Source organism: Streptomyces sp. NPDC005784, from assembly GCF_042871525.1.
Classification (GTDB): Bacteria; Actinomycetota; Actinomycetes; order Streptomycetales; family Streptomycetaceae; genus Streptomyces.
The window spans coordinates 97,797-122,486 of record NZ_JBIAIQ010000022.1; the positions used below are offsets into that span (position 1 = coordinate 97,797).

Annotated in this window: 15 protein-coding genes, 1 tRNA gene and 1 pseudogene; 10 read left to right on the forward strand and 7 right to left on the reverse strand. The window is 72.1% G+C overall.

Features of this window, described 5'->3' with window-relative positions:
• Positions 1 to 102: 102 nt before the first annotated feature.
• Complete coding sequence (locus tag ACFYR3_RS29305; RefSeq protein ID WP_389285119.1) at positions 103 to 2,946, forward strand: alpha-L-rhamnosidase; 2,844 nt, start codon at positions 103 to 105, stop codon at positions 2,944 to 2,946.
• 369 nt (positions 2,947 to 3,315) lie between these two features.
• Here ACFYR3_RS29305 and ACFYR3_RS29310 read toward each other — a convergent pair.
• Positions 3,316 to 3,793 (reverse strand): annotated as a pseudogene (locus ACFYR3_RS29310) (transposase); the annotation flags it as partial.
• A 371-nt stretch (positions 3,794 to 4,164) separates the two neighbouring features.
• Between ACFYR3_RS29310 and ACFYR3_RS29315 the strand changes: the two are divergent.
• The 7 genes from ACFYR3_RS29315 (at position 4,165) to ACFYR3_RS29345 (ending at position 13,454) form a co-directional block, all read left to right on the forward strand.
• Positions 4,165 to 6,099: an FHA domain-containing protein gene (locus ACFYR3_RS29315; protein WP_355858629.1), complete on the forward strand. Its 1,935-nt coding sequence runs from the start codon at positions 4,165 to 4,167 to the stop codon at positions 6,097 to 6,099.
• 616 nt (positions 6,100 to 6,715) lie between these two features.
• Positions 6,716 to 6,788: transfer RNA gene (locus tag ACFYR3_RS29320), tRNA-Arg, on the forward strand.
• Between the two features lie 109 nt (positions 6,789 to 6,897).
• A complete protein-coding gene (locus ACFYR3_RS29325; RefSeq protein ID WP_389285120.1) occupies positions 6,898 to 8,031 on the forward strand; it encodes a gala protein in 1,134 nt (377 codons plus the stop codon).
• On the forward strand, positions 8,028 to 10,016 hold the full coding sequence (locus ACFYR3_RS29330) for an ankyrin repeat domain-containing protein (RefSeq protein ID WP_389285121.1): 1,989 nt from the start codon (positions 8,028 to 8,030) through the stop codon (positions 10,014 to 10,016). The genes ACFYR3_RS29325 and ACFYR3_RS29330 overlap by 4 nt, the downstream gene beginning before the upstream one ends.
• On the forward strand, positions 10,013 to 11,224 hold the full coding sequence (locus tag ACFYR3_RS29335; protein WP_355855089.1) for an AAA family ATPase: 1,212 nt from the start codon (positions 10,013 to 10,015) through the stop codon (positions 11,222 to 11,224). Before ACFYR3_RS29330 ends, ACFYR3_RS29335 begins: the two co-directional genes overlap by 4 nt.
• Positions 11,225 to 11,265: 41 nt before the next feature.
• On the forward strand, positions 11,266 to 12,438 hold the full coding sequence (locus ACFYR3_RS29340; protein ID WP_355855092.1) for a VWA-like domain-containing protein: 1,173 nt from the start codon (positions 11,266 to 11,268) through the stop codon (positions 12,436 to 12,438).
• A gap of 275 nt (positions 12,439 to 12,713) precedes the next feature.
• Positions 12,714 to 13,454: an alpha/beta fold hydrolase gene (locus ACFYR3_RS29345; RefSeq protein ID WP_389285122.1), complete on the forward strand. Its 741-nt coding sequence runs from the start codon at positions 12,714 to 12,716 to the stop codon at positions 13,452 to 13,454.
• 612 nt (positions 13,455 to 14,066) lie between these two features.
• Here ACFYR3_RS29345 and ACFYR3_RS29350 read toward each other — a convergent pair.
• The gene (locus ACFYR3_RS29350) at positions 14,067 to 14,426 is read right to left on the reverse strand and encodes a helix-turn-helix domain-containing protein (protein ID WP_355855098.1); all 360 of its coding nucleotides are present in this window, start codon (positions 14,424 to 14,426) and stop codon (positions 14,067 to 14,069) included.
• Between the two features lie 80 nt (positions 14,427 to 14,506).
• Here ACFYR3_RS29350 and ACFYR3_RS29355 point away from each other — a divergent pair, with 80 nt between their 5' ends.
• Positions 14,507 to 15,211, forward strand: a complete 705-nt coding sequence (locus tag ACFYR3_RS29355) for an SDR family oxidoreductase (protein ID WP_389285124.1) — start codon at positions 14,507 to 14,509, stop codon at positions 15,209 to 15,211.
• A gap of 731 nt (positions 15,212 to 15,942) precedes the next feature.
• Here ACFYR3_RS29355 and ACFYR3_RS29360 read toward each other — a convergent pair.
• Positions 15,943 to 16,482: a GNAT family N-acetyltransferase gene (locus ACFYR3_RS29360; protein ID WP_355855104.1), complete on the reverse strand. Its 540-nt coding sequence runs from the start codon at positions 16,480 to 16,482 to the stop codon at positions 15,943 to 15,945.
• A 185-nt stretch (positions 16,483 to 16,667) separates the two neighbouring features.
• Between ACFYR3_RS29360 and ACFYR3_RS29365 the strand changes: the two genes are divergently transcribed.
• Positions 16,668 to 17,051, forward strand: a complete 384-nt coding sequence (locus ACFYR3_RS29365; RefSeq protein ID WP_389285125.1) for a response regulator — start codon at positions 16,668 to 16,670, stop codon at positions 17,049 to 17,051.
• A 110-nt stretch (positions 17,052 to 17,161) separates the two neighbouring features.
• Here the strand turns inward: ACFYR3_RS29365 and ACFYR3_RS29370 are convergent, their stop codons facing one another.
• The 4 genes from ACFYR3_RS29370 to ACFYR3_RS29385 form a co-directional block, all read right to left on the reverse strand.
• Complete coding sequence (locus ACFYR3_RS29370; RefSeq protein ID WP_389285126.1) at positions 17,162 to 17,581, reverse strand: CBS domain-containing protein; 420 nt, start codon at positions 17,579 to 17,581, stop codon at positions 17,162 to 17,164.
• A gap of 334 nt (positions 17,582 to 17,915) precedes the next feature.
• A complete protein-coding gene (locus ACFYR3_RS29375; RefSeq protein WP_389285127.1) occupies positions 17,916 to 19,850 on the reverse strand; it encodes a hypothetical protein in 1,935 nt (644 codons plus the stop codon).
• Positions 19,847 to 23,491, reverse strand: a complete 3,645-nt coding sequence (locus ACFYR3_RS29380; protein WP_389285129.1) for a DUF5682 family protein — start codon at positions 23,489 to 23,491, stop codon at positions 19,847 to 19,849. The genes ACFYR3_RS29375 and ACFYR3_RS29380 overlap by 4 nt, the downstream gene beginning before the upstream one ends.
• Positions 23,488 to 24,648, reverse strand: coding sequence for an AAA family ATPase (locus ACFYR3_RS29385; protein WP_389285130.1), 1,161 nt, complete (start codon positions 24,646 to 24,648; stop codon positions 23,488 to 23,490). The genes ACFYR3_RS29380 and ACFYR3_RS29385 overlap by 4 nt, the downstream gene beginning before the upstream one ends.
• Between the last annotated feature and the right edge of the window lie 42 nt (positions 24,649 to 24,690).

The window sequence follows — 24,690 nt, forward strand, 5'->3', positions numbered from 1 at the left end:
GATTCGAGCAGTCATTTTCCGTATCCGATCCGGGAGGTACTCATGCGCCGCCGGCCCCCGCTGAACCGAATGCCCTGTCCAGGGCGCCTACTTGGCCTCGCCATGCTCGTGGCCGCCGCGCTGGCCGTGGCCCCCGCGCCGTCCGCCGGTGCGGCCTCTCCCGCGTCCGGGGCGGCGTCGGCTGCGGCGACGTCCAGACCCCTGGCGGGTCTTGCTGCCTCGAACTACTCGCCTACCTCCCGCACCCTCAAGCCGACCGTCGTCCACCGGACTTCGGGCAGCGTCGCGAACCCGCAGAACGTCCTCAGCGGGCAGTCGACGCGGATCTCCGGCTCGCAGTCGGCCATCACCCTCGACTTCGGCAAGGAAGTCGGCGGCCTGGCAACGTTGTCCTTCGGCGGTACCAGCGACAACGGCCAACGGGTCGGCCTCGCCTTCAGCGAATCGTCCCTGTACGTAGGCAACAACAGCGACCGCAGCAGCGGCCGCGACGGTGAGGACGGGGCCCTCTACGCCACGGCCTCCGCCAACGGCACCTACACGATGCCCACGGCGCAACTGCGTGGCGGCTTCCGCTACCTCACCGTCTTCCTCGACACCTCGGGCTGGGTGGACCTCAACGGCGTCAGCCTCAACTTCACAGCGGCTCCGGGGAAGGCCGACCCGGCCGACTACGCCAACTACTTCACCTCCAGCGACGATCTGCTCAACAGCATCTGGTACGCCGGGGCGTACACCGTTCAGCTCAACACGATCGCCTCCGGCCAGGGCCGCGCCTGGCCCCCGCCGGCCTCGGCGTGGGACAACAGCGCCACCGTCGGCGTCGGTGACTCCGTCCTGGTCGACGGGGCCAAGCGGGACCGTACGGTGTGGCCCGGCGACATGGGCATCGCCGTACCCACGCAGTACGCGTACTCGGGCGACCTGGCCTCGACCCGCAACGCGCTCACCACGATGTACAACGCGCAGTCGGCGCAGGGTGAGATCCCGTGGTCGGGACCGCCGTTCAACCTCACCGGCTCGGACACCTACCACACCTGGACGCTGCTGGGTACGTCCACGTACTACACCTACTCGGCAGACCGGGCGTGGCTGGACTCCGAATGGGCCAACTACAAGCGCGGGATGGCCTTCATCACCAACAAGATCGACGGCAACAGCCTGCTCAGCGTGACCCGCACCCAGGACTGGGCCCGGGTCGGTCAGGGCGGCGAGAACATCTCCGCCAACGCACTGCTGTACGCCGCGCTCAGGGGCGGCGCCACCCTGGCCACGGCCGAGGGCGACAGCGCGCTCGCCGCGAGCTGGAACGGCAAGGCGGCCGCCATCAAGACCGCGGCCAACTCGCTGCTGTGGGACGCCTCGAAGGGCATGTACAAGGACAACCCCACCAGCGGGCTCTACCCGCAGGACGGCAACTCCCTCGCTGTCTGGTACGGGTTGACCGACTCCACGGCCAAGTCGAAGAGCGTCATCGCGGGGCTCGGGAAGAACTGGGGCGTGTACGGCCCCACCACCCCCGAATGGGGCGGCAACGTGTCGCCCTTCGCGGGCGGCATGGAGCTGAACGCCCGCTTCACCGCCAACGACGACTACACCGCCCTGGCGCAGATCCGCCGCACCTGGGGCCACATGCTGACCAGCGACATCGGCACGAAGAGCACCTTCTGGGAGGGCGTGAGGGCCGACGGCGGCCTCGCCTACGGGGGTTCGTTCATGAGCCTGGCCCACGGCTGGTCCACCGCGCCCACCTCCACGCTCACCTTCGACGTGCTCGGCACCGCGCCGGAGTCGGCGACCGGCGCGTACCGTTTCGTGCCGCACCCCGGCGACCTGACCAGCGCCGAGGGCCGTATCACCCTGCCCCAGGGCGCCGTCAACGCGTCCTGGTCCCGTGACCCCGCCGCCGGCGCCTATTCGGCGCACCTGACCAGCCCGTCCGGCACCACCGGCCGCATCGGCGTCCCGAAGCTCGGCGGCGGCAGCATCTCGGTGTCCGTGAACGGCACCACCGTCTGGAACAACGGAACCTTCACACCCACCTCCGGCATCACCGGCGCGAGCCAGGACGACACCTATGTCTACCTCACCGGCGTCGCCCCGGGCAGCTACACCGTGAGCGCCACCGGACTGGGCAATCCGCCCAACCCCGGCGATCCCGGTACCGGTGCGCTGCGGGCGGGCTTCACCCGGTGCGCGGGCGAGGGCGGTACGTGCTCCTTCAGCGGCACCCGCTCCGTGGCCTACGGCGCGGGGAGGTACACATACAAGACGGCGACCGGCAGCACCGCCTGCACCAACGCCTCCTTCGGCGGCGACCCGGCGTCGAACCTCGTCAAGTCCTGCTACGTCGCCGACGCGGGTGGTCCGCCCGGATACACCGTCTGCGCGGCCGAGGGCGGCACCTGCGCCGTGCCCGGCTACAACCGTGATGTCGCCTACGGGGCCAACGGCAACTTCGCCCACCAGGTAGCCAAAGGCTCCGTCGCCTGCACCAACGCCCACTTCGGCGATCCCATCGACGGTGTCGCCAAGTCCTGTTACCTGCCACCCGACGGCGCCCCGGCCGGCGGCTGGACCAAGTGCGCTTCCCAGGGGAGCACTTGCCCGGCAGCCGCAGGACAGCCGGTGATGTACGGGGCCTTCGGCGCGTTCGCCACGATCACGGCGGCCGGTGACACGCCGTGCACCGACGCCACGTTCGGCGACTCGATCCCCGGCGAGTCGAAGACCTGCTACGCCGCGACCGGCGGCCCGCCCGGCTACGCCACGGCCTGCGCGGACGAAGGCGGTACGTGCGCCTTCAGCAGGCAGCGGACCGTCGCGTACGGTGCCCGGGGCAGCTTCGTGTACAAGGCGTTCACCGGCGGCACCGCCTGTACGTCGTCGACGTTCGGCACGGATCCGCTGGCCGACGTGCGGAAGGCCTGCTACCTGACCTCATGAGCAGCGCGACACCTGCGGCAGCCCCCGCGTGTTCGGGGGCTGCCGGATCACTCCGGATTGGCCCTCCGGACTGGCCACTGCCTCCACCTGGAGTTGCACCGCCGCCAGCAGGCTCATCTTCGTTCCCGCCTGGCGCAGCGCCTTCACCGCCGCGAACGAGCTGATGTCCCCGGTGAAGCCGACGGCGGCCGGTCGAGCCGGTAGGCAGGGGCTCCGACCGCCCGCCCCGATTCCCCCGGTCCACGTGCGCGTGGGGAGCCTTCGGGGGGGCGGCGACACGGTCCAGAACTTCGTGACGGAGTACGGACTCCGAGGGAGGGTGAAGGTTCTCGGGCGTCCGCCTTTGTACTTCGGGAAGAGCGAGTCGTCGCGTGCCTCGGCGGCCGCTCGGGCCTCGAGTCGCGTGCGGGCCGCCTGCGGCCTGGCCAGGCGCTTCTCGCGCCGGTCCAGTTCGGCGGGCACGTCGACCTCCTTGCCGCCGACCCAACCCTTCGCTTTCGGCGGAGTCGGGGGTCTAGGCGTCGGCCGGCAGAGCGGCGGCCTTGGCCTCCAACTGGGCGATCTCAGCTTCGAGATGCTCCTCCTTGTCGACCATGCGGCCGTAGCCCTTGGCCTTGTGCCTGGAAGCGTTCGCCTCCGGCTTGGTGCCGTCCAGGGCGACGCGGCCCATCTTGACCCCGCCGAGCTTGTGAGCGAGGTACAGGTACTGAGTGAACAGGTCCGCGAGGCCGTCCAGATGACGGCGGCGGAACCACGACAGCGACCGGCGGTCCGGGCCCTGCCCGGCGGCGAGATGGCGGAACGCGACATCGTCGACACACTTGCGCTCGATCTTGCAGGACGCGCGACAGATGCGGCAGCAACACTGGGTGCCGGGTGTGCCGGGTGTGCCGGGTGTGCCGGGTGTGCCGCGAGGGCCGTGATCGCCGATGTGGGCCGCCACTTGGCCGACATCGCGTCCGGCGGGTGTCCGGCGGGGGGATGGACCTTGACGCGTTCCTGGCGAGGTCCGTTCCGCCGTCGCCGGAGGGCCTCTCCCGAACGGCTTCGGAATCGGGCATGATGGGCATCCGTACCGGTCAAGCGACGCTACGCCGTCGTCGAACTGATCCATTCCCCTTCGGATACATCGAGGGCACGCCCCTTTGTCCCAACCGTCAGACGCTGCCCGGTCCTGCCCGCGCCGCGGTGCGTTCTGGTGGCACCGCGGCAGCGGCCATGACGTCGATCTCGGAAGGAAGTGCTGTGGCACCGGTGCTTGTTGGACACGAAGGACTGCTGGCCGGAGAGCGCATACCGGTGATAGGCACCAGGGTCACCTTCGGACGCAATCCGGAAAACACCATTGTCCTCTCCAGCTTGAACGTTTCACGCTTCCACGCGGAAATCGTCCTCGACGACACTCAGGGCTATGTGCTGCGCGACTGCGGCAGCAGCAACGGAACACTGGTGAACGGTGAGGAGATCGACTCCCAACTCCTCAAGCCCGGGGACGACATCACCATCGGTGACCAGGAGTTCCGCTTCGAGGTCCCGGACGCCATGGAGACCATCATGGCGCTCTCCCTGCCGAGGTCGCTGACCCACGGCGACGAGGAGGTCGAACACGGGCCGGTGCTGCGGGTCACCATCGCGGGCGGGGGCCCCGTGGGCCTGTCACTCGCCCTGCTGCTGGAGCGCTTCCTCGGGACCCAGGTGAACATCACCGTCTACGACGGCCGGTGGCGCAAGCAGGGCCGCAAGGTCGTCTGGAAGGACGCGAGTCAGGGCAATGTGCGCCGCCAGCAGGTGGTGACCGTTCAGAGCCGTCAGTACCTCAGTCTGCCCGAGGAGGTGCAGGCCCGGCTCTTCGATCCGGACAGTTACACCGAGATGTGGCCCTCCGGCCCCGACTCCATCGGCGATCACCACCCGCGCAACATGCGCATCGCCTACATCGAGGACCGGCTGTTGGAGGTGGCCAACGAGAAACCGGGGCGGATCCGACTCGTCCCCGCCCGGTTCAGCATCGACGAACAACAGGACGCCCTGACCACCCAGCACGTACTGGCGATCTGTGACGGTGGACGGTCGCACACCCGTGAGCACTTCGCCGCCAAGTTCGGCAGAGCGGACGAGTCCATCTACTCGCTGAACGACCGTCATCTCCAGGACGTGGTGCTCGGCCTGCGGGTGAAGTCGGGTCTGAGCGACCCGATGGCGGTGCTGCTGACCGTCGGGCAGAACCGGTTCCTGCTGAACTCCCTGCGTGGAGAGGGCTTCCTCAACATGCGCCTGACGGACGCGGAGGCCGCGGAGGTCGTCGGTATCGATCCGGTGCGCCGCGTCTTCGAAGAGTGCATCGCCTCCCGCCCCTGCCTGATGGGGCGCGACGAGTACGGCGACTTCCAGTGCTCCACGCACAGCACCCTGTTCCTGCCGGCCCTCATCAAGGGCTCGGCCCTGTGGAAACGGGTGGGCGAGGGGCTGCGCCTGTTCGGCGTCGAGTCGCACGACCTGAGCGCGGTCACCTCCTTCCGTCTGGACATGGTCCAACGTCCCCGCTTCACCGCCGAGTTGCTGCCGCCCACGGCCAACTCCACCGGTACGTACGGCTTTCTGCTGGGCGACGCCGCCAACGCCATCCACTTCTGGCCGGGACGGGGACTCAACAGCGGCCTGGCCTCCGCGATCTCGCTCGCACGGTCGCTCAACGGGGCATGGAACGGCAAGCCCTTCCGGGACGCGGACTTCCTGCGCCACGAGGCCGCCATGTCGATGCTCCAGTACCGCCACAAGAGCCGTGCCTGGAAGGCGATGGTGACCACCGACGACCAGGGCACCACCTGGGCCATCAAGGACATCATCGCGCACGGTATCGACGGAATCGCCGATGAGCCGGATCGCGAGGCGGACACCGCGACGCTGCTGGAGCGGCTGCGTGAGATCCGTACCCGGCTGGCGAAGCGCATGCCCGGACTGCCGGACGACGAGGCGATCCTGGAACGGCTGGGGACCCTGGAGGGCAGCACGCTGCGCATGCTGGTGCTCAGCGGCGCCTGGGACACACTCACCATGGGCGGCGAGGAGGTCGACATCGACATCTTCTACGGCCGGGACTCCGCCGCCGCGGCCGCCGCGGTCGAGGCCCTCGAGCCGGTCGCCCCGCTCTGAGAAGCGCCGGCCCCGTCCGCACGCGCGAGCCGGCGGCCAAGCGCGACCGGCGGCTCGCGCACCTGTGGTCGGGCGCAGGTGGGCTGCTTGCGCCGGTCGAACGCTTCGGTGCGCCAGGGCCTGTCTGACGATTCGCGTCGGATCGGGCCGCGGCGTCCGGTGCCGTGCATCGCAAGGCGGCAGGTCGCCCCCGTACTGGGCGTACTTGGGCGTGTCCGACAACGCGGCGTGGGGGTCCCCCTGCTCGAAGAGCTTGGGGGATTGCGCTGCCGGGCGCCGCGGGCCCGGCGGGAGTCGCCAGGCAGGCCCTAGGGAGTTGAGGTCAGCCATGTCCGCGGGGCGAACGGGTGCGTGCCCTTGAACGCCGGGATCCGAAGCCGAGTGGGGCGGCGTGGCCCGGACGACTTCGCGCTGCCAACGCCCCATCGGGCAAGCGCAGTTGTCATGGCCGAGAGCGGTGAGCGGGATAGGCGGGGTCGGGCGCGTGTGACGGGGGCGAGATCCGTGAGTCGCTCCGGAGCGCCCCGGCGGACCTCCCCACCGGGTCTTCGTCCGATCCCAGATTCGCCCAACTGGGTTCGAACGCAGGGATGAAAGCCGCTATGATCTTCGCGGCAAGGCTGTAGCGCAGAGGTCGTCGCGCCCAAGCATCGAGCTGGAGGACGTCGGTTCGAATCCGGCCAGCCTTGCCGCCCTTGTCGTGCAGGAAAGTCGATTGGCGTCGGTTCGTCCCGGGCGGTCGAAGGGCGATGCCGCCCTCGGCGGGCCGGACACCGGCGATGGACCGGTGGAGTGGTGATGACGCAGCCGACACCCGTACGCTGCCCCGCGATCGAGCACCCGGACATCCCGGTCAGTGACCCCGCCGCTCTGCAGCCCCTGCTGGACCGGCTGCGGTCCGCGCAGCCGGTCGAGGCCGACGAGATCTTCCCGCTCGGCACCGTGCGGGCGGACGGACGTATCGACCTGTGCAAGCAGGGACTCGGAGCGGTGGGCGCCGAGCGGCTGATGCCCGTCGCCGCCGCCTCCCCGTACGCCGCGCACGTCCTGCTCGGCACGAACGCCATCGGGAACGACGGAGCCCGTACGGTCGCCGACGCGCTGGTCGACGGGCATGGCCTGCGCACGCTCTACCTCGGCTGCAACCGCATCGGCCCCGAGGGTGTCACCGCACTCGCCGAGGCGCTGACGACGGACGGCACCGTCCGCGCCCTGTGGCTCAAGCGCAACCCGGTCGGTGACGACGGCGCCCGCGCGCTCGCCGCGATGCTGCCCAGCAACACCACGCTGCGCACGCTCGACCTGGTCAACACCGGTCTGACCACCGACGGTCTGCGGGCCCTGTTCGACGCCCTCACCAGCCGGACCAGCCCAGTGGAACGCCTCTTCCTCGGCGGCAACGGTCTGACCGCCGACGCCGCCCCCTTGCTGGCGGCCCTGATTCGCGAGGCGGGTGTGCGCGAGCTGTATCTCCCCGCCAACCACCTCGGAGACGAAGGCGCCGCGATCCTCGCCGCCGCGGCCGACCCCGTGCGGCCAGTGCGCCTGGGCCTGGGCGGCAACGGAATCGGTCCCGCCGGTGTCCGGGCCCTCGCCGACCGCCTCGACGGGATCGAAGCACTCGACCTGGGCCGGCCACTGTCGGAACGCAGCCTCGGCGCCCCCGCGAACACCACCGGCGACGAGGGCGCCCACGCGCTGGCCGCCGCCCTGCAGGGCAGCCCGCTGCGCCGGCTGGAGTTGTGCCACACCGGCCTGACCGGGCGGGGCGCGAAAACACTGCTGGCGGCCGTGCCCGACAACTCGCCCCTGGAGTACGTCGGTCTGGGACCGGGCCTGCCCCGCAAGGTGAAGCGTTCCTTCACCCGACGTCTGCGGCCCGCCGCCGGGGCGCATCCCGACGTGCGCGCGATAGGGAGCGTCTACCGTTGAGTTCTCGTGGCGACCTGCGTTGCTTCCCCCCGGACGAGGTGTCGAGCCGGCGCCGGATCCGCCGGTACGCGGTGCCCCGCTGGATGATCGAGCGCGCGAGCGAACACCGTCTGGCCGGCGACTGGCGGGGATCCTGTGCGGCGGCCGACGTCGACGTCAGCTTCGACCTGTCCGACGTCGCCGGCCGCTGGGGCGAGGACATCGCAGCCGAACTGGAGGGCGACCTCCGCCACTTCGCCCCGGACCTGCTGCGCTGGCACCTGCCGCGCACACTCGGCGGGCGGACCACACTCGCCAAGGACACGACCGTAGTCCTCGCGCACTACCACCCGAGAACACCTGACGCGGGCCGCCCGGCCACGCCGTCCCTGCACATCACCACTCCCGCGATGATCGACGGACCGCAGCGGATCACCCTGCGGTTCGCGGCAGTCAAGGACGAGGGGGACGCAGGCGTCTTCGGGCAGACCACGCAGGACTGGCGTGACGCGCGACACCTGTGGGATGTCCGGCACACTGCCGAGCTGCGCGAACGGTGTGGTGGCGGCACGGACCGGCCGCCGTTCTTCCACGCCGACGCCACCCCGCGCGACACGGACGAACTGCCGACGGCCGATCCCGGCGACGGCGACCCGGCGGCGCGGGCCGAGTGGGCCACGCTGCTGCACCAGAGGGGCGAGACCCGGACCGCGTTCGCCGCCGTCGGCATCGAGCTGGACCTGACCTCCTCGAAGAGGTCTTCGTACCGCGAGGAGCCGGAGCGGCTCCTGGACGGGATCGCACTCAACCACACCCGCCTGGAGCCGGAGATCCGCCGGCAGGCGGCCGAGGGCGTCTCCGATCGCTTCCTCGTCCCCACCACGCACTGGCGGACCTACATCCTGCTGGAGCCCGCGGACGCCGGCGGGCTGCTGGCGCGCATCGTCGACCGGGAGGAGGCCAAGGGCGAGCCCACCCTCGCGGAGGCCCTGTGGCGCAGACTCCCCGACCTCGATCTGATGCGCGCCGGAGGCGTCGCACCGGAGCATCTGCATCCGCTCGTCAGCACGGCCCTGTTCCCCGCTCTCCAGGTCCCGCAAGGCCCGGTGGGCCCGCCGGGGCCGACGGCGCCCGCCCCCGTACAGGTCAGATGCCGCGGGCAATGGCACGAGGTGGGCTTCCGGCCCGGATCCCTGCTGCGGATGCCGCACAGCGACGAGGAGCAGCAGCGCGAGCGCGCCCTGCGCGCCTTCGGCGGTGCCGTCGCCGGATGCTTCGCCGTGGAGCAGACGTGGACATCCGGACAAGGCCGCCTGCCGAAGGAACTGCGGGCGCAGCGCAACGAACTGTTCCAGCGCGCCCAGCACGGTGACACCTCCGGCGTGCTGGAGCTCCTGGACGCGGGCGTAGATCCCCGGGTGCGGGACGAGAGCGGCCGCACCCTGCTCCACGTACTCAACCTGCTCGACCACGAGACGCTGCTGCCGCGGCTGCTCGCGGACGGACTCGACCTCGAAGCCCGCGACCGGCGGGAGCGCACGCCGCTGTTCGTGGCCGTCAACGACCTCGGCACGAGGGCGCTGGTGGAGGCGCTCGTCGCCGCCGGGGCGCGGCTCGACGTGACCGACCAGTCGGAGTTGTCGCTCGCCCAGCTCGTCCGCCGGTACAAGCGGCCCGACCTGGCCTTCCTCCAGGACCGCGTATGCGAGGAGCATCCGGGCGTCGGCGCCGAGTGGTGGGACGAATGGATGGAGGAGCAGGCGGAGTACTACGCGGAGGACCCCGCCGGCCCCGCTGAACCCGATGACGCGGAGGACCCCGCCGACCCCGCTGAACCCGATGACGAGGAAGAGCGTTACTCGGCGGAAGGCCTCGCCGAGCTCGCCGAATTTTCTACGGGGGAGCGGTACTTCGTGGAGGACCCCGCCGAGCTTGCCGCACCCGATGGCGGGGCTCGGCAGTACTCCGCGGCCGAGCCCGACCACGAGGAAGAGCAGCCCTTTTGAGCACCGACCGTACCGCCCCCGCCGCGCCGTCCGGCCCGCTGGCGGCCGCGGACGACCTCAACCGCAGGCTGAGCACGCGACGGACCGAGCCCGCCGCGAACCCGCAGCTGGAGGCACTGGCCCTCGCCGTGACGGCCAATCAGCCCGTACTGCTGTGGGGGGAGCCCGGAATCGGCAAGTCGGCCGCCCTGGAGCAGCTGGCCGCCGGGCTCGGCCTGCCGCTGGAGACGGTCATCGCCAGCGTCCACGAACCCTCCGACTTCGCCGGACTGCCGATCGTCGGTGACGACCCGGCCGTGACCGGAGTCCCGATGGCTCCGCCGGACTGGGCGGTGCGCCTCGCTCGGGCCGGACAGGGCCTGCTCTTCTTCGACGAACTGTCCTCCGCACCGCCGGCCGTGCAGGCAGCGCTGCTGAGGGTGGTGCTCGAACGACGGGTCGGCAGTCTGGTCCTGCCGGAGACGGTGCGTATCGTCGCGGCCGCCAACCCGCCGTCCAGCGCGGCGGACGGCTGGCATCTCAGCCCGCCGCTCGCCAACCGGTTCGTTCATCTGCAATGGACCCACGACCCCCGGACGGTCGCCCGCGGCATGGCCGGCACCTGGCCAGAGGTGACCGTGCCCGTCGTCGGTGCCGCCAGGGTGCCCGGTGCGGTCGCACGGGCCCGCGGCGCGATCTCCGGCTTCCTCACGGCCCGGCCCGGCCTGGTCCACCACCTTCCAGGCGACGCCGAGAGCCGAGGTCGGTCCTGGCCGTCCCCCCGGACCTGGGAGATGGCCCTCAAACTGCTCGCCACCGGGTACGCGGCCGGGGCCGGCCGCGAGGCACTGGCCGCCGCACTCACCGGCGCGGTCGGCGACGGCGCGGGCCTGGAGCTGCTGTCCTACCTCGAACACCTCGATCTGCCCGACCCCGACCGGGTCCTCGCCGACCCGGACGCCTTCGCCCTGCCCGACCGCGGCGACCGGCAACTGGCGTTCCTCATCGCGGTGGTCGCCGCCATCCAGAGCGACCTCACCCGGCCCCGCTGGGAGGCCGGCTGGACGGTATTGGCCAAGGCGGTGGACGCGGGCGTACCGGACGTGGCCGCCCGGGCCGCCACCGACCTCGCCGCGATGCGGCGCCTCGACTGGCCCGTACCGCCCGGCATCGACGGGTTCCTGGACCTGCTGCAGATGTCGGGGGCGCTGCCCGGCGGCAGCCGGTGAGCCGCGCGGGGACCACGGGGGACGCCCGCAGCGCTCTGGACATGACCAAACTGCTCGCCGCCCGCTACCGGGCGGCGAGCGAACGGCCGTACCTGGCGGCGGCGTTGTACAGCCTGACCGTCGTGCCGAGCACGGATGTGCCGACGATGGGGGTGGACCGGCACTGGCGCTGCTATGTGTCCCCCGCCTTCGTCGAGGCGACGGCGGTGCCCGAGCTCGCGGGTGTCTGGGTGCACGAGGTGGCGCATCTGCTGCGCGACCACCACGGCCGGGCCGACCGGCTGCCCGCCGCCGCCCAGCGCGACTGGCATCGTGTGAACGTCGCCCAGGACTGTGAGATCAACGACGATCTGCTCGCCGACGGCTTGCGGCTGCCCGAGGGGCGCATGGAACCCCGCCGGTTCGGCCTTCCCGAGGGCCGGCTGTTCGAGGAGTACGTAGACCTGCTGCCGCCGCAGGTGCGCGCCTCGGACTGCGGATCGGGCGCCCACGGGCGGCCCGCATCCTGGGACCTGCCGGGGTCGGCCGGGCCCGCGCGGATCGGCGAGGTGGAGGCGCAGGCGCTGCGGCGGCAGACCGCCGAGGCGATGCGCGCCCATCAGCGCAGTCGCGGCTCCCTGCCCGGGGGCTGGCAACGCTGGGCCGAGGAGATCCTGGAACCCACTGTGGACTGGCGGCAGGCGCTGTCGGGCGCGGTCCGGGAAGCCGCCGCCTGGGCGGGTGGAGCCGTCGACTACACCTATCGCCGCCCCTCGCGCCGTACCCCCGCGCTGCGCGGTGTCGTGCTGCCGAGCCTGCGCCGGCCGCTGCCGCGGGTGGCCGTGGTCATCGACACCTCCGGTTCGATGGGCGACGGCGAACTGGCCGCCGCCCTCGCGGAGGTGACGGGCGTCCTGCGCGAGGTGGGTGTACGGGGCAATCGCGTGACCGTGCTGGCGTGCGACGCCGATGTGCAGGCCGTGTCCCGGGTGGCGGCCACCGAGCAGATCACCCTGGGCGGCGGAGGCGGAACGGACATGCGCGTCGGCATAGGCGCGGCGCTCGCGACGCCGGACCGCCCGAACATCGTCGTGGTGCTCACCGACGGGATCACCCCCTGGCCAGACGAGAACCCGCCCTGCCGCGTCATCGCGGCTCTGATCGGCGCCACCGCACCGCAGCCCCCGAGCTGGGTGGAGACGGTGCGCATCCCGCACCCCGACCTGACGCCGTGACTCCGGTGCACCCCGCTCGACGAGTTCCGAGGACCGGGGGAGGGACCTCTGCCTTCTCGCCGCCCTGGTGGAGTTGAACGGCGTTCTGCGTTCGGGCGGGTGGCACTGGTTCACAGACGCCCTCGCCCACACCCAACGCTTGATCGGGAGACACCGTTGGGCCCTTTCCGGCGGATCTTGCCGGGCCCGCGCGCCGGAAACGGCTGGAATCTCCCCCAGGGGGAGGTCCTACCGTCCTGACCACCGCACAGGCGATGTTTCGAAAGAGGTCTGTCATGACGACGTTTCTGCTGGTCCCGGGGCTTTTCATGGGTGGCTGGGCCTGGGAGGCGGTGGCCGCCGAGCTGACCGCGCAGGGGCACCGGGCGCTTCCGGTCACCTTGCCCGGCCTGGCCGAACGGGCGGGGGAGGACCCCGCCGGCGTCGGGCTGGGTGAGCACACCGACGCCGTGGCGGCGCTGCTCGACGCGGAGAGCCCGGGGATTGTGCTGGTGGCGCACAGCTACGGCATCTTCCCCGCTCTCGCGGCGGCCGACCGGCGCCCCGGACAGGTCGCCCGGGTGGTGTTCGTGGACACCGGCTTCCCGGAGCCGGGTGAGTCGGTGGTGGCGCAGATGCCGCAGCTCGGCCTCCCCGACCGCGCCCGCGGCGGCGTCATCCCGGTGCCCGAGGAGATCCCGGCGGTGCACGCCGTCCCGTCGGCCGAACTGGAGCGCTACCACCGCCTCGCCACCCCGCACCCGGTCCGGACCGTCACCGAGCCGATCGAGCTGACCGGCGCCTGGCTCAAGCTCCCGACCACCGGGGTGTTCTGCCTCGCGAACGGCCTCAGCCTGGAGTTCGCCCGCACGCTGCACGGCACAGGCCTGCCGCGGTTCGCCAAGCTCGCCGAGCCCGGAGTCACCTTCTTCGAACTGGCCACCGGCCACTACCCGATGCTCTCCACCCCGGTGGAACTGGCCGACGTCCTGATGCGCGCGGCGGCCAGCGAGGGCCACGGCCTGTACGAGGGCTGACCGTCCGCCGGCCAGGACCTGATGAGCGTCCTGGTCACCCGCTTCAACCGGGGGCCGGTGCTCGCCGTGATCACCCGGTCGACGCCGCCGACTCGGGGCCAACGGAACCTGACGGAGCACCTGTCGAAGCAGCGCTCCTGCCTGCGTGTTCGCCTGGATGTTCAGCCACCGTAGGCGGTCCAAAGCCAAGTCGGCCTGCGGAACGTACTGGGCCGTGGCGGCGGTCCGGCGTTCACGCGGGAGCTGGACCGCCAGGCTTCGGGACCGGGCTGAATGAAGCTGCGGGTCTCCTCTGCGGTGGCTGTGCTACGCGCCTGGCCGCCGGCTGTCCAGAGATCGCCGATCGACGCGCCCCTCCCGTGGTTCGGGGCGGTGAATTCGTTCTCGGCGAAGCGGAGTTGAGGGGTGACGTCGGTGATGGGACTGGTGAAGGATCGGGAGACGAATGCCCGGGTACGGGCGGTGGAACTTCGCGCGGAAGCCGAGCGGGTGTGGCTGAACTCGCCGACGCGGAAGGGGTGTTGGAGCGTCGGATGATTGCCCGTGAGGACTCGCCGAGACCCTGGCCGCACCGGCCGCGGCCGGGGTTCATGTCGGCAGTCGGCTCATGGGTCAGAGAATCGGCTGGCGGGCTCGGGCCGCCTCGATGTCCGGGACATGCTCTTCGGCCCAGAGTCGTACGGCGCGGAGCGGGATGAGCAGAGAGCGGCCCAGCGGTGTCAGGGCGTACTCGACCCGGGGCGGGTTCTCGTCGTACTCGTGGCGGCTGACCAGACCGTCGGCTTCCAGGGAGCGCAGGGTTTCGGTCAGGACCTTCGGGGTGATGCCCCGGATGTGCCCCTTCAGTTCGGTGAAGCGGCGAGGTCCGTCGTCGAGGGCGTTGACGACGAACACCGTCCAGCGGGCGCCGATACGGTGCAGCACCGTGCGGCTCGGGCAGGTCGCTGCCATCACGTTGTACGCCTTGCCCATCGCTGCTCCCAGTTTCGTTGAAGATACCGGTATCAAAACCATACCGTGGCACTCGATCCTACGAAAGGGAGTCGATACACATGGAACGGATCCTGGTCATCGGCGGTTCGCGGGCGCTCGGCGCGGCCGTCGCGAGGCGTGCGGTGAAGGACGGGTACGAGGTTGTTGTCGGTGCCCGCGATCTCGCTGCGGCCGACGCGCTGGTGCGCGAGATCGGCGCCACGGCGGTGCGGGTCGATCTGCAGGACGAGTCGACGCTCGCGGCCGCGGCGGAACGGCTGAAGGACGGAATCGACCACATCGTGACGACCGGTTCGGCGCCGCACGACGTTCGCGCGACCGAGCTGGATCGCGACAAGCTGCTGGCCGCGTTCACGGCGAAGGTGGTCGGCCCGATGCTGGTGGCCAAGCACTTCGCGCCGGTCCTGCGGCCGACCGGGTCGATGGTGCTGTTCTCCGGTGTGGTCGGCTGGCGCCCTGGGCCGGGATCACTCGTCAAGGGCGTCACGAACGGTGCGGTCGAGTACGCCGCGCGCCACCTGGCGGCGGATCTGGCGCCGGTACGGGTCAATGCCGTCTCGCCCGGTGTCGTGGACTCGGGCGCCTGGGATCGCCTTGGTGACAAGAAGACCGCCTTGTTGAGCAAGAGCGCGGACGGGACCTTCGTCGGACGCCACGGCCAGGCCGACGACGTCGTCGACACGGTGATGTGGCTCCTGCGTGCGGGCTTCGTCTCCGGCGAGACGATCCACATCGAGGGCGGCGCCCGCCACAAGTCCGCCTGATCGGCAACGCCGTCCATCAAGCCGTGCGAGGCAGCGCTCGCGAGCTCGAAAGCACTCGGCAGCCCAGGCGGCGATGGACGGCGTTCTCGGCGTGAGGGCACCCGAACACGCGTCATCACCCGGAGTCGGAGGGGCGGCCAGTTGGACACCAGGAGTCAGCGCCGACAAAACGAACCGACCGAGACGGCGGCCGGGAAGGGCACCGGAGGAGGGCTACCGGCCTGGCCGGTAGCCTGTGGCCTGATACCCGAGACGAGCCCCGAACGCGCCTTCGCCGCCGCGACCTTCATCAACCAGATCGGCAAGGGCCTCTTCATTTCCGGGGCCGCGTTGTTCTTCACCCGCTCCGTGGGCCTCCCGGTCGCCCCAGGTCGGATTCGCCCTGGGCGCCGCCGCCCTGATCGGACTCGCAGCCGGCATCCCCGTGGGCCCCACGGCCGAGTGGTCAGCTCGGTCGTCGTCGATCGCCCGGCTGTCAGCTCGGCACGCAGGAAATCGGCGGCTTCCTCCGGCCTGATGGGCACGCCAGTTCTCCTCGCTTAGCGAATCGGCACCTTGACCTCGTGGGGTCGGATCGAATCCAGCCCCGACCACCGAGGTGTCCGCCTCGCCGTCTTGCGAGGCACGGTCACAGCTCCAAAAAAGGCTGAGCTAGGACCCGAGTTTCAACAGCGCTGGGCTCCGCCCCGGCAGTGCTGTCCAGTTGCGGATCCGCGTTGTCGGGCACGAGTTCAATCGGACGGCGTGACCGGGGACCGCATGCCGAGCCACTGCTCGGCGCCCCAGGCCTCGAACCGCTCTACCTCAGTGAACCCCAGCTTCGCCGCGAGACGCATCGAGCCGACGTTGGCGGTCTGGGTGGTGAGCACCACCGGCTCGCCGGGAAGCGCGCCGGCGAGCCAGTCGAGTGCCGCCGCGCACGCCTCGGCGGCGTACCCGAATCCCCATGCCCGCGGCAGGAACAGGTAGCCGAGATCGGCCTTCCCCGCGGCAGCCGGGCGACGGTGCCCCGTTGCTCTCCTGAGCAGGATCTGGCCGATCATCGACCCGTCGAGATCAACGACGAAGCTCCCGGGCCACCGCTCGGGCGCCCCGGACATCTCACTCTCAAGCTCGTCACGCGGCCGGGGGCCGCCGAGGTAGGTGTGCACCTCCGGCGACGCGAGCAGCTCGATGAACGCCGCACGGTCCCGGGCCTCGGACTCGCGGAGCACGAGCCGCTCGGTCCCGATCGGGGCAGGTGGCCAGTCGACGGGTCCGAGATCAGTCATGCCGACCAGCCAATCAGCAGGCTCGGCAACGATCAAGACGCGCGGACCGATCAACCCACCGGCCCGGGCCCCACCCTCACCAACGGGACGGGCCCTACAAGCCACGCCTCACCCCCATTGAATCCGGGATCGCGTGAACCGACAGAATCGGCAGGGGCGTTGATCGCCGTCGGGGCGACGAGCTGATGACCCGCGAGGCGTTCGAGGACAACAAGATCGGCAACACCCTGCACGTGGTACGGGACGGCGAGGAGGCGCTCGACTTCCTCTACCGGCGCGGGGCCCACGCCGATGTACCGCAGCCCGACCTGATCCTCCTCGACCTCAACCTGCCCAAGTACGACGGCCGGCAGGTCCTGGAGAAGATCAAGTCGGACCCGGCCCTCTCGCACATCCCGGTCGTGGTACTGACCACCTCCGCGGCGGAGGAGGACATCCTGCGCAGCTACAAACTGCACGCCAACGCCTACGTCACCAAGCCGGTGGATCTGCACCAGTTCATCGCGGCCGTCCGCCAGATCGACGACTTCTTCGTCCAGGTGGTGCGCCTGCCCCGGCAGAGCGGCTGACCACCGGGGGCATCCCGGAGTCCGACGGGAAGCCACCTGGCCCGGTCACCACCAGCCCCGCCGGGCTTCGCGGAGGCGTCCGGCAGGCAGCCGCTCGTCTCGGGTGCTCGTCACTCGTTGGGCGTGGCGGTGGTGATCGCGGACAGGACGGAGTCGGGTTCGTTCTCCACCGCGATGTCGCCGAGCGTGACGATGCCGACCGGGCGGCCGTCGTCGATGACCGGGATGCGCCGGACGGCGCGCTGGCGCATGAGGGTGACAGCCCGGTCGATGTCGTCGTCGGGCGAGACCGTGACCAGTACGTCGCTACAGGCGTGCGCCGCGGTCACATGGTCGATGTTCCCGCCCTGGCACATCACGCGGACGACGAGATCCCGGTCGGTGACCACGCCGCGCAGACGTCCGCCTTCGGTGACCAGGACGGCGCCGATCCCCTCGTCGCGCATGTACCGGGCGACGACGCTGACGGGAGTCTGGGGCGGGACCGACCGAGGCGGCCCGGTCATCACGTCACGCACTGCCTCAACCATCGCATCGCCTTTCGCCGTGGAGGCAAGTCCCTTCTGGACCGTCCGCCACCCTGACCCTTGGCAGCTTCAGTCACTGTTCCGCGGGTTCACCGGGCGGCAAGCGCTTCACAGAGCGCATGCCCGTCACTGGCCATGACAGTCGGCCCAGCGGGTGACGGACCTTTCACGGGCGGCACCCACACCCGTCCGCGCGGCCCGCCGGCAGGCGCGCCCGAGGTGGTCCCGATGGCATCGCGTCGCCGTCCTCGGCGCTGGCCTCAACTACCAAGAAGCCCTGGTGGACTCGCTCGACCCCGAGCCGGGTCCGCCCACCAGAGGCCTCGGGGGTGGGTGATCAGGAGCCGGCGCTCTCCGGCTGCCAGGTCGCCTGAACCAAGGCGCGCTCGACGCCCGTCAGATAGACGGCCGCGGCGAGCCACGTCCGTGCGTAACGGTCAGGGTCGGCCTCGCCGGTGCGGCCGAATACGTCGCGGGTGCGCCGGTCCGCCTCGGCGGTGAGGTCGGCCGCCAGGTCCGCGGCGGTGTGGAAGCCGCCGCGGCGCATCGCTGCCCCACCCCCGCTCCGGTCGCCGTCGCGCGCGGGTTCGGCGACGGCTCTGCGACCACCCGCCACGGCGACCTCGATCAGCTGCCGCAGCCGCCACAGGGGAGCCTCCGCCAGCGGGTCCGGAGGGACGTCGCTCAGGCCGTCCATGGTGGGCACGGCGGGGAGGACGTCCGTCGGCGGGAGGTGCGCGCCCTCCAGTCGGTCATAGCCCAGGTCGGCGTGGCCCTGCCAGTCCGCGGGCAGTCGCAGCGTCGCCTCGGTGTCCGGCAGCGGGGCGACCGCGAGGGGACGGAGCGTGGCGGCGCGGTCGGGGTCCAGGCGGCCGATCACGCGGAGCCGCAGCCCCGGTCGGGACGCGAGCCGACGGAAGTTGGCCGTGTGGGCGAGGCCGGGGTGGCCGCTGGACGGGGCCAGCCGGATCAGGAGACCCTCCGTATCCGGCCGTCCGGGCGACAGCTCTCGGGCGATCAGATGCTCGCCGACCGCTCCGACGAGGACCAGGTCGCAGCCGACCAGCTCGCGCGTCGCCTGTTCGGCCCCCTCCGGGTCGGCACCCGGTGTCACCGCGAGCCGTTCGGCGACTGCCTCGGTCAGCGGGCGGGCGAACAGCGCGGCGAGCGGGCCCGATGTCCACGCGTGACCGGTGAGGGGAGTCGCGCGCACCCCCTTGCCGGAGCCGAGGCGGCCGTCGGACGAGACCGTCGCGCCGGAGATCAGCAGCCCGCCACGGGCGAGTTGGGCGTGATCGAGGCTTCCCGAGCCGAGTGCGACGGTGGCCGTGGCCGCACCCTGGGCGCGGGCCGGGCCGCCGGGCTTGACGTCGGCGACCGAGAACCAGCGTCCGTCTTCGGAGATGACATGCGTGACGACACCGCCGTAGCCGGTGGCCGCGATCACCGGTTCCCGGCACACTCCGTGAACCCGGAGGCCGCCGCCCGGTCGGTAGCTGCGGCGGGCGGTGCCGATCAGAGCCTGATCCGGGTCGGCCGCGGCCAACAGGGCTGTGGTGAGCAGCAGTTCGCGCATGTTCGCGATGAGGTCGGTCAGCCGGTGGCCGTCGTGGCGGGCACGCGCGCCACGCAGTCCCCGCACGACCCGCAGTGCGGCTGCCTCGGCGCGGTGCAGCCCGGCGAGTCGGGCCGTGTGCGCGGCTCGTAGCAACTCGGCCTGGGGGACAGCGCCCGCGGCGGGTACTCCGGCGGCGAGCACGGCCGCTGCCGCCGTCCACAGTTCGGACGCGGCGGCCAGCTGGGCATCGTTGAGGGGGACGCTCTCCTCCGGCTCCGCGACGGTCTCGGCGGCGAGCGGGGCGGCGGGGCCGGCGGTGCTCGGACTATCGGGGGCCGGAGCCGCAGCTGCCACCGCGTCGGAGGTCTTCCACGGCGCGCCGTCGCCGTCGGTACCGGATTCGGTACCGGCTTCGGTGTCCGCGTCGGCCAGTGGGCACGCGCCGAGGACAGCGGCCCGGTGGAGGCACCGGGGGGCGAGCAGGCAACTGCACACCACCTGGCCCGCGTCCGTGACGGTGCCGGAAGGACCGGGCGTGAGCGTGACCTCCGCATCCTCACCGCACCGTACGCGCCGGACAGCGCCGTCAGTGACTACGGGTACGGCCGCGTACGACTCGATCGCGGCGTCCAGCTTCTTGCGCAGCCTGGTGGTCAGGCCCTCCACGGCGGCGGCGACCACATCGGGTGTCACCGGGGGCAGTTCGGCGTTCAATGGGTCTCTCCGCGGAGACGGTCGCCCACCCAGCGGGCGAGAGCGAGGGGACTGAGCGCGGCGACGGGCATGCCGGCCGCGACGAGTTGCTGGGCGACGGGGACCGAGTAGCGCGGGGTGCCCGTGTCGTCCAGGGCGGCGCAGCCCATCAGGTGCACCCCGGAGCCCGCCAGGGCCCGTACCTCGCCGAGGAGTCCGCCCAGCGGGTAGCCCTCCTCGAAGTCGCTCACCACCACCACGAGGGTCCGGCTGGGCACGGTGACCAGGGAGCGGGCGTGGGCGAGCCCGGCCGCGATGTGGGTGCCGCCGCCGACCCGCACTTCCAGGAGCAGCGACAGCGGGTCGTCGACCCGGTCCGTCAGGTCGATCACGTTCGTCGAGAACGCGAGGAAATGCGTGGACAGGGTGGGGACGCCGCCCAGGACGGCCGCGGTCAGGGCCGACCAGATGACGGACGCCTCCATCGACCCGGATACGTCGACCACAAGGATCAGGCGCCAGTCCGACTGCTTGCGCGAGCGGGTGCTGAACACCGGCCGCTCCGGCATGACCACGGTCCGACCGTCTGACGTCCGGCGCGCGTGGGCGAGGTTGGCGCGCAGGGTGCGGGGCAGGTCGAGCCGGCCGCCGGGTCGCCTGGTGGGGCGTGGTGTCGCGAGCCCGGTGAGGGCGGGGCGCATCCGGGTGGCGAGTTCCTTGGCCAGTTCGTCGACCAGACGGCGTACGAGGGGGCGCAGCCTGGCCAGTTGCTGTTCGGGCATTCCGCCCGCCAGGGACAGCACGGAGGTCAGCAGGTCGACCGACGGGCGGACCGCTGCGGGGTCGAGTTCGGCCAGTACGTCGCTGCGCCCCTGGTCGGCGGCGCGGGCCAGCACCTCCTCACGGACCTCCGCGCCGAACAGCGCCTCCAGTTCTTCGGCCCATTCGCGGGCCGTCGGGAAGGACGCGTCCCGGCCGCCGCCCTTCCCCCGGGTGCCGCCTTCCCGGCCGAGGTCGGAGGAGCCCTCCCCGCGGCCGGTGCCGTACAACTCGTCGAGCGCGTGCGCGTATCGGCGGGCGTTCTGCGGGAGCTTGTCGGTCTCCCGGCCGAGAAGCAGGCGCCAGCGGTCGGTGGGAGTGATCCGGAGCGTGGCGGCCGGGACCGTGGAGTCGGCTGTCTCCGCGGAGCTCGGTATGGCAGAGGGTGCGGATGCGGGGCGGTCGGGATGGTCCGGGACCGTGGGGAGCCGGGAATCCGTGGGCGCCGCAGCGTTCGTCCCGGTGGGCAGACGCAGCGCGCGCAGGGCCGCGAGCCCGGCCGCGTCCGCGGCCGTCCACAGGGCGAGGAGTCGCGGTGAGGCGCTGAGCGACAGGTCGAGGCGGTCGCCGAGCCGCTCGGTCACGGTGTGCAGGAGACGATCGCGACCGGCCGGGGTGAGCGTGTCGAAGCCCCCGCGCAGGGCGGGCAGCCGGTCGAGGAAGCCCTGGTCGGTGAGCGTGTCGATGCGGTCGAGGAGCGGGTCCAGCGCCGTCGGCGCCGACTGCAGCAACGCGGCCGCACCGCTGAGCAGCCCGCCGAGCCGACGGCCCAGCGCCTGCCGTGCCCCCGGGCCCGTGGCCGTGTCGATCCAGCCCGCCGTACGCGCGCCGAGGGTGCTGGCGTCGTCGAGGTCGAGCAGGACCCGGGCGGCCAGCGCTGCGCCCTGGATGAGCGGGAAGCCCGTACGAGCGAGGGTGCCGAGGGCGTCGTCCATCCGCAGTCCCAGACGGTGTTCACCGGCGCGTGCGGCCAGCTCGATGAGCGCGGCCGCGTCCTCCGGCCGGTCACTGCCCGCCAACCCGGGCAGGGCGCGGACCGCCGACTCCAGGAGATCGGTGGCCAGTTCGGCGGCCGCCCGTCGGCTGTCCGGGGTGGTGCCGGGCAGATGGCCGCGGTACAGCGTCTCCAACAGGTCGAGTGCGGTGAGGAGTTCGGGCAGTGTGGCGGTGGCGGGGAGCACGGCGGCGGCATCGGCGAGCCGTTCGGCCACCAGCGCCGGCAGATCGGAGCGGGCGGACGCACCGAGCGCCGCGAGGACATGGCCACAGGTGGGCCCGCCGTCCGCCGACTCCCTGCGGAAGGTCTCCCGCAGGGTGCCCTCGGCGGCCAGGGCCGCGGTGACACCCCGTATCCCGGCCAGGTCCAGTCGCACGGGGACGGCGGGCGTCCACGCCACTCGCCACCGGGTGGTCAGGGCAGCGGCGTCGCCCGTACCGGCCACCGCCACGGCCTCGCCGTAGCCCGCGCCGCACACGGCGAGGCGCTGGAGCAGGATTTCGCGGCGCCCGTCGAGAGCGGAGCGGAGCGGGTCGAGCCGTACCTCGCGCGCAGCGGGGTCGTCCGGGCCGGGCAGCCGCAGCGCGGCGACCTCCGCCTCCACCGACGGGCCCAGACCGGAGCGCGGTGTGCCCGGCGCGATCCGGCCGCGCTCGGTGCCGACCAGGACCACTTCGAGCGCCCGTGCGAGGGCCCGGCCCCGGCCGAGAGGTTCGCCCTGGCCCATGACGCTCGTGAGCGCTTCGATGACCTCGCCCCTCCCGGGCGCCTCGAGCCCGCGCACCCGCGCGAGGTCGCACGCCATCCGCAGGGTCTCGGCGGCCTCGCCCGTTCCGGCGGTGTGCCCGGCCGCGCGGAGCTCCCGGCACACGTCGGTGACCGCTCGCGCGGCCGCGCCCTGCACCCGCTCGGGATCGCCTCCGGACTGGAACACCGCCTGCTGCCAGCGCGGGTCCCGGATGCCGGCCGGGTAGCCGGAACGGGAGTCCAGCAGATCGAAGGCGTAGGGCACGAGAGAGGTGACGACGCCAGGGCGCTCCTCGACGACGCTGTGATCGACCGCAGTCGACACCACATCGGCGGCACCCGGGCCCGGAACCGGAACCGTATCGGGCGACAGGGCGGCTGCCGTCAGCGCCGGGGCGTGGAACGCGCCGACGACGGCAGCCACCCGGCGCCCGTCACCCGTGGCGCGGGCGATCGTCTCGCGCATGTGGGCCTCACGGGCCAGATCCACCGCCGGTACTCCGCCCGCGGCCTCGGCGTCGCTGCGCAGCGCCCAACCGACACCGAGGGCGGCGCGGCGGATCGACTCGGGGGCGGATCCCGGGGCGAGGACCTCCACACAGCGGTCCCACAGATCGTCGCCGTCACGGCCGGTCCCGGATGCGGCGAGCGCGTTCCCGAAGGAGACGGGGGCGGCCGGGTGCGCCACGTCGGCGACCGCGGTCCGCGTGTCCGCCGTCGGCAGGGGGCCGTCCGTGTTCCATCGCGGATCGGACATCGGCAGATCGCAGCACACGACCTCCGCTCCGCGCTCGCGCGCCCAGCGGAGTGCGGCCAGCTCCGGGGAGAAGTCGGCGAACGGATAGAAGCCGAGCCGCCCGTTCTCACCCGCCCCGGCGAGTGCGACCGGCGCGATGGTGCCCGGCGCGGCCAGATGGGTCAGCCACGACTGGAAGTCGGCGGGCAGTTCCACGCACACGACCTCCGCCCCGCACGCGTCGAGCAGGGCGGGCACCGCCGCGGCGAGCGCCGGGCTGTGGTGCCGTACGCCCAGCAGGTACGGCGCCACGGAGCCGGCGAGCGCGGTGACGGCCGCCCGTGGATCCTGGGCGTGCGTCATCGGAGGTTCTCCCGCAGGTCCCAGAGACGGCGCCACAGCGCCGAACCGTCCTCCGCGCGGCGGCGCACCGGACCGTCCCAGTAGCCGAGCAGACGCGCGTGGTCGGCCGGGTCGTCCTTGCGGACCACGCCCAGCAGATGACCGGGGACCAGGTCGAGGGAGTCGGCCCCGGGAAGGTAGGCGGCCGCCACCCCGAGGGAGACGGCGACCTGCACGGCCTCGGCCGTCGACATCACCGTGCCGGGCCGCTCCACGTCCCAGCCCTCCCCGGACCGCCCGCCCCGCAGGTCACGGAACACGGTGACCAGCACATCCAGCACCGCGTCGTCGACGCCGAAGACGGCGCCCGCCCGCTCGACGGCCGCCACGGCCTGCCGCCGTACGAGCGCGGTCTCGGCGTCGACATCGGAGATCGGGTGCACGGTCTCGAAGTTGAACCGGCGCTTGAGCGCGGCCGACATCTCCGAGACACCGCGGTCGCGCAGGTTCGCGGTGGCGATGACGGTGAATCCGGGGGCGGCCGCGACCTGGGCGTCGTCCGTGCCGACCAGTTCGGGCACACTCATCCGCCGGTCGGACAGGATCGACACCAGGGCGTCCTGAACTTCGGGCAGACAGCGGGTGATCTCCTCGACGCGGGCCACCCGGCCGGCGCGCATGGCGGCCAGCACGGGGGAGTCGACCAGTGCCTTCGGCGTGGGGCCCTGGGCGAGCAGCAGGGCGTAGTTCCACCCGTAGCGCATGGCGTCCTCGGTGGTGCCCGCGGTGCCCTGCACGGTCAGTGCGCTGGTGCCGCACACGGCGGCGGACAGCAGCTCGGAGAGCATCGACTTGGCGGTGCCCGGCTCACCGACGAGCAGGAGCCCGCGTTCTCCGGCGAGGGTGACCACGCACCGTTCCACCAGGGCGCGTTCGCCGACGAACTTGGGGGCGATCACCAGACGGTCCGGCAGTGTCGCGTGCCGCTGGGGGAGCTTGAGGGCCTCGCCGCCGCTGCCGCAGACGAAGGTGATCACGGATCGGGGTGTCAGCCACCAGCCGGGCGGCCGGGGGCCCGTGTCGTGGGCGGCGAGGAAGGCGAGTTCGGTGGCGTGGCGCTCTTCGGCGGGCAGGGTCTGCCGGGCCGGAAGGGCCGTCGCCGTATCGGTCGGGGGCATGCGTTCGTCCTTGTTCGGTGGGTCGGTCTGTCGTCGTGGCAG

What these genes read in the sequence shown, in the direction of transcription:
- ACFYR3_RS29305 (WP_389285119.1), top strand. Translation starts at nt 103, where the DNA reads ATGCTCGTGGCCGCCGCGCTGGCCGTGGCCCCCGCGCCGTCCGCCGGT.
- ACFYR3_RS29315 (WP_355858629.1), top strand. Translation starts at nt 4,165, where the DNA reads ATGACGTCGATCTCGGAAGGAAGTGCTGTGGCACCGGTGCTTGTTGGA.
- ACFYR3_RS29325 (WP_389285120.1), top strand. Translation starts at nt 6,898, where the DNA reads ATGACGCAGCCGACACCCGTACGCTGCCCCGCGATCGAGCACCCGGAC.
- ACFYR3_RS29340 (WP_355855092.1), top strand. Translation starts at nt 11,266, where the DNA reads ATGACCAAACTGCTCGCCGCCCGCTACCGGGCGGCGAGCGAACGGCCG.
- ACFYR3_RS29345 (WP_389285122.1), top strand. Translation starts at nt 12,714, where the DNA reads ATGACGACGTTTCTGCTGGTCCCGGGGCTTTTCATGGGTGGCTGGGCC.
- ACFYR3_RS29350 (WP_355855098.1), bottom strand. Translation starts at nt 14,426, where the DNA reads ATGGGCAAGGCGTACAACGTGATGGCAGCGACCTGCCCGAGCCGCACG.
- ACFYR3_RS29355 (WP_389285124.1), top strand. Translation starts at nt 14,507, where the DNA reads ATGGAACGGATCCTGGTCATCGGCGGTTCGCGGGCGCTCGGCGCGGCC.
- ACFYR3_RS29360 (WP_355855104.1), bottom strand. Translation starts at nt 16,482, where the DNA reads ATGACTGATCTCGGACCCGTCGACTGGCCACCTGCCCCGATCGGGACC.
- ACFYR3_RS29365 (WP_389285125.1), top strand. Translation starts at nt 16,668, where the DNA reads ATGACCCGCGAGGCGTTCGAGGACAACAAGATCGGCAACACCCTGCAC.
- ACFYR3_RS29370 (WP_389285126.1), bottom strand. Translation starts at nt 17,581, where the DNA reads ATGGTTGAGGCAGTGCGTGACGTGATGACCGGGCCGCCTCGGTCGGTC.
- ACFYR3_RS29380 (WP_389285129.1), bottom strand. Translation starts at nt 23,491, where the DNA reads ATGACGCACGCCCAGGATCCACGGGCGGCCGTCACCGCGCTCGCCGGC.
- ACFYR3_RS29385 (WP_389285130.1), bottom strand. Translation starts at nt 24,648, where the DNA reads ATGCCCCCGACCGATACGGCGACGGCCCTTCCGGCCCGGCAGACCCTG.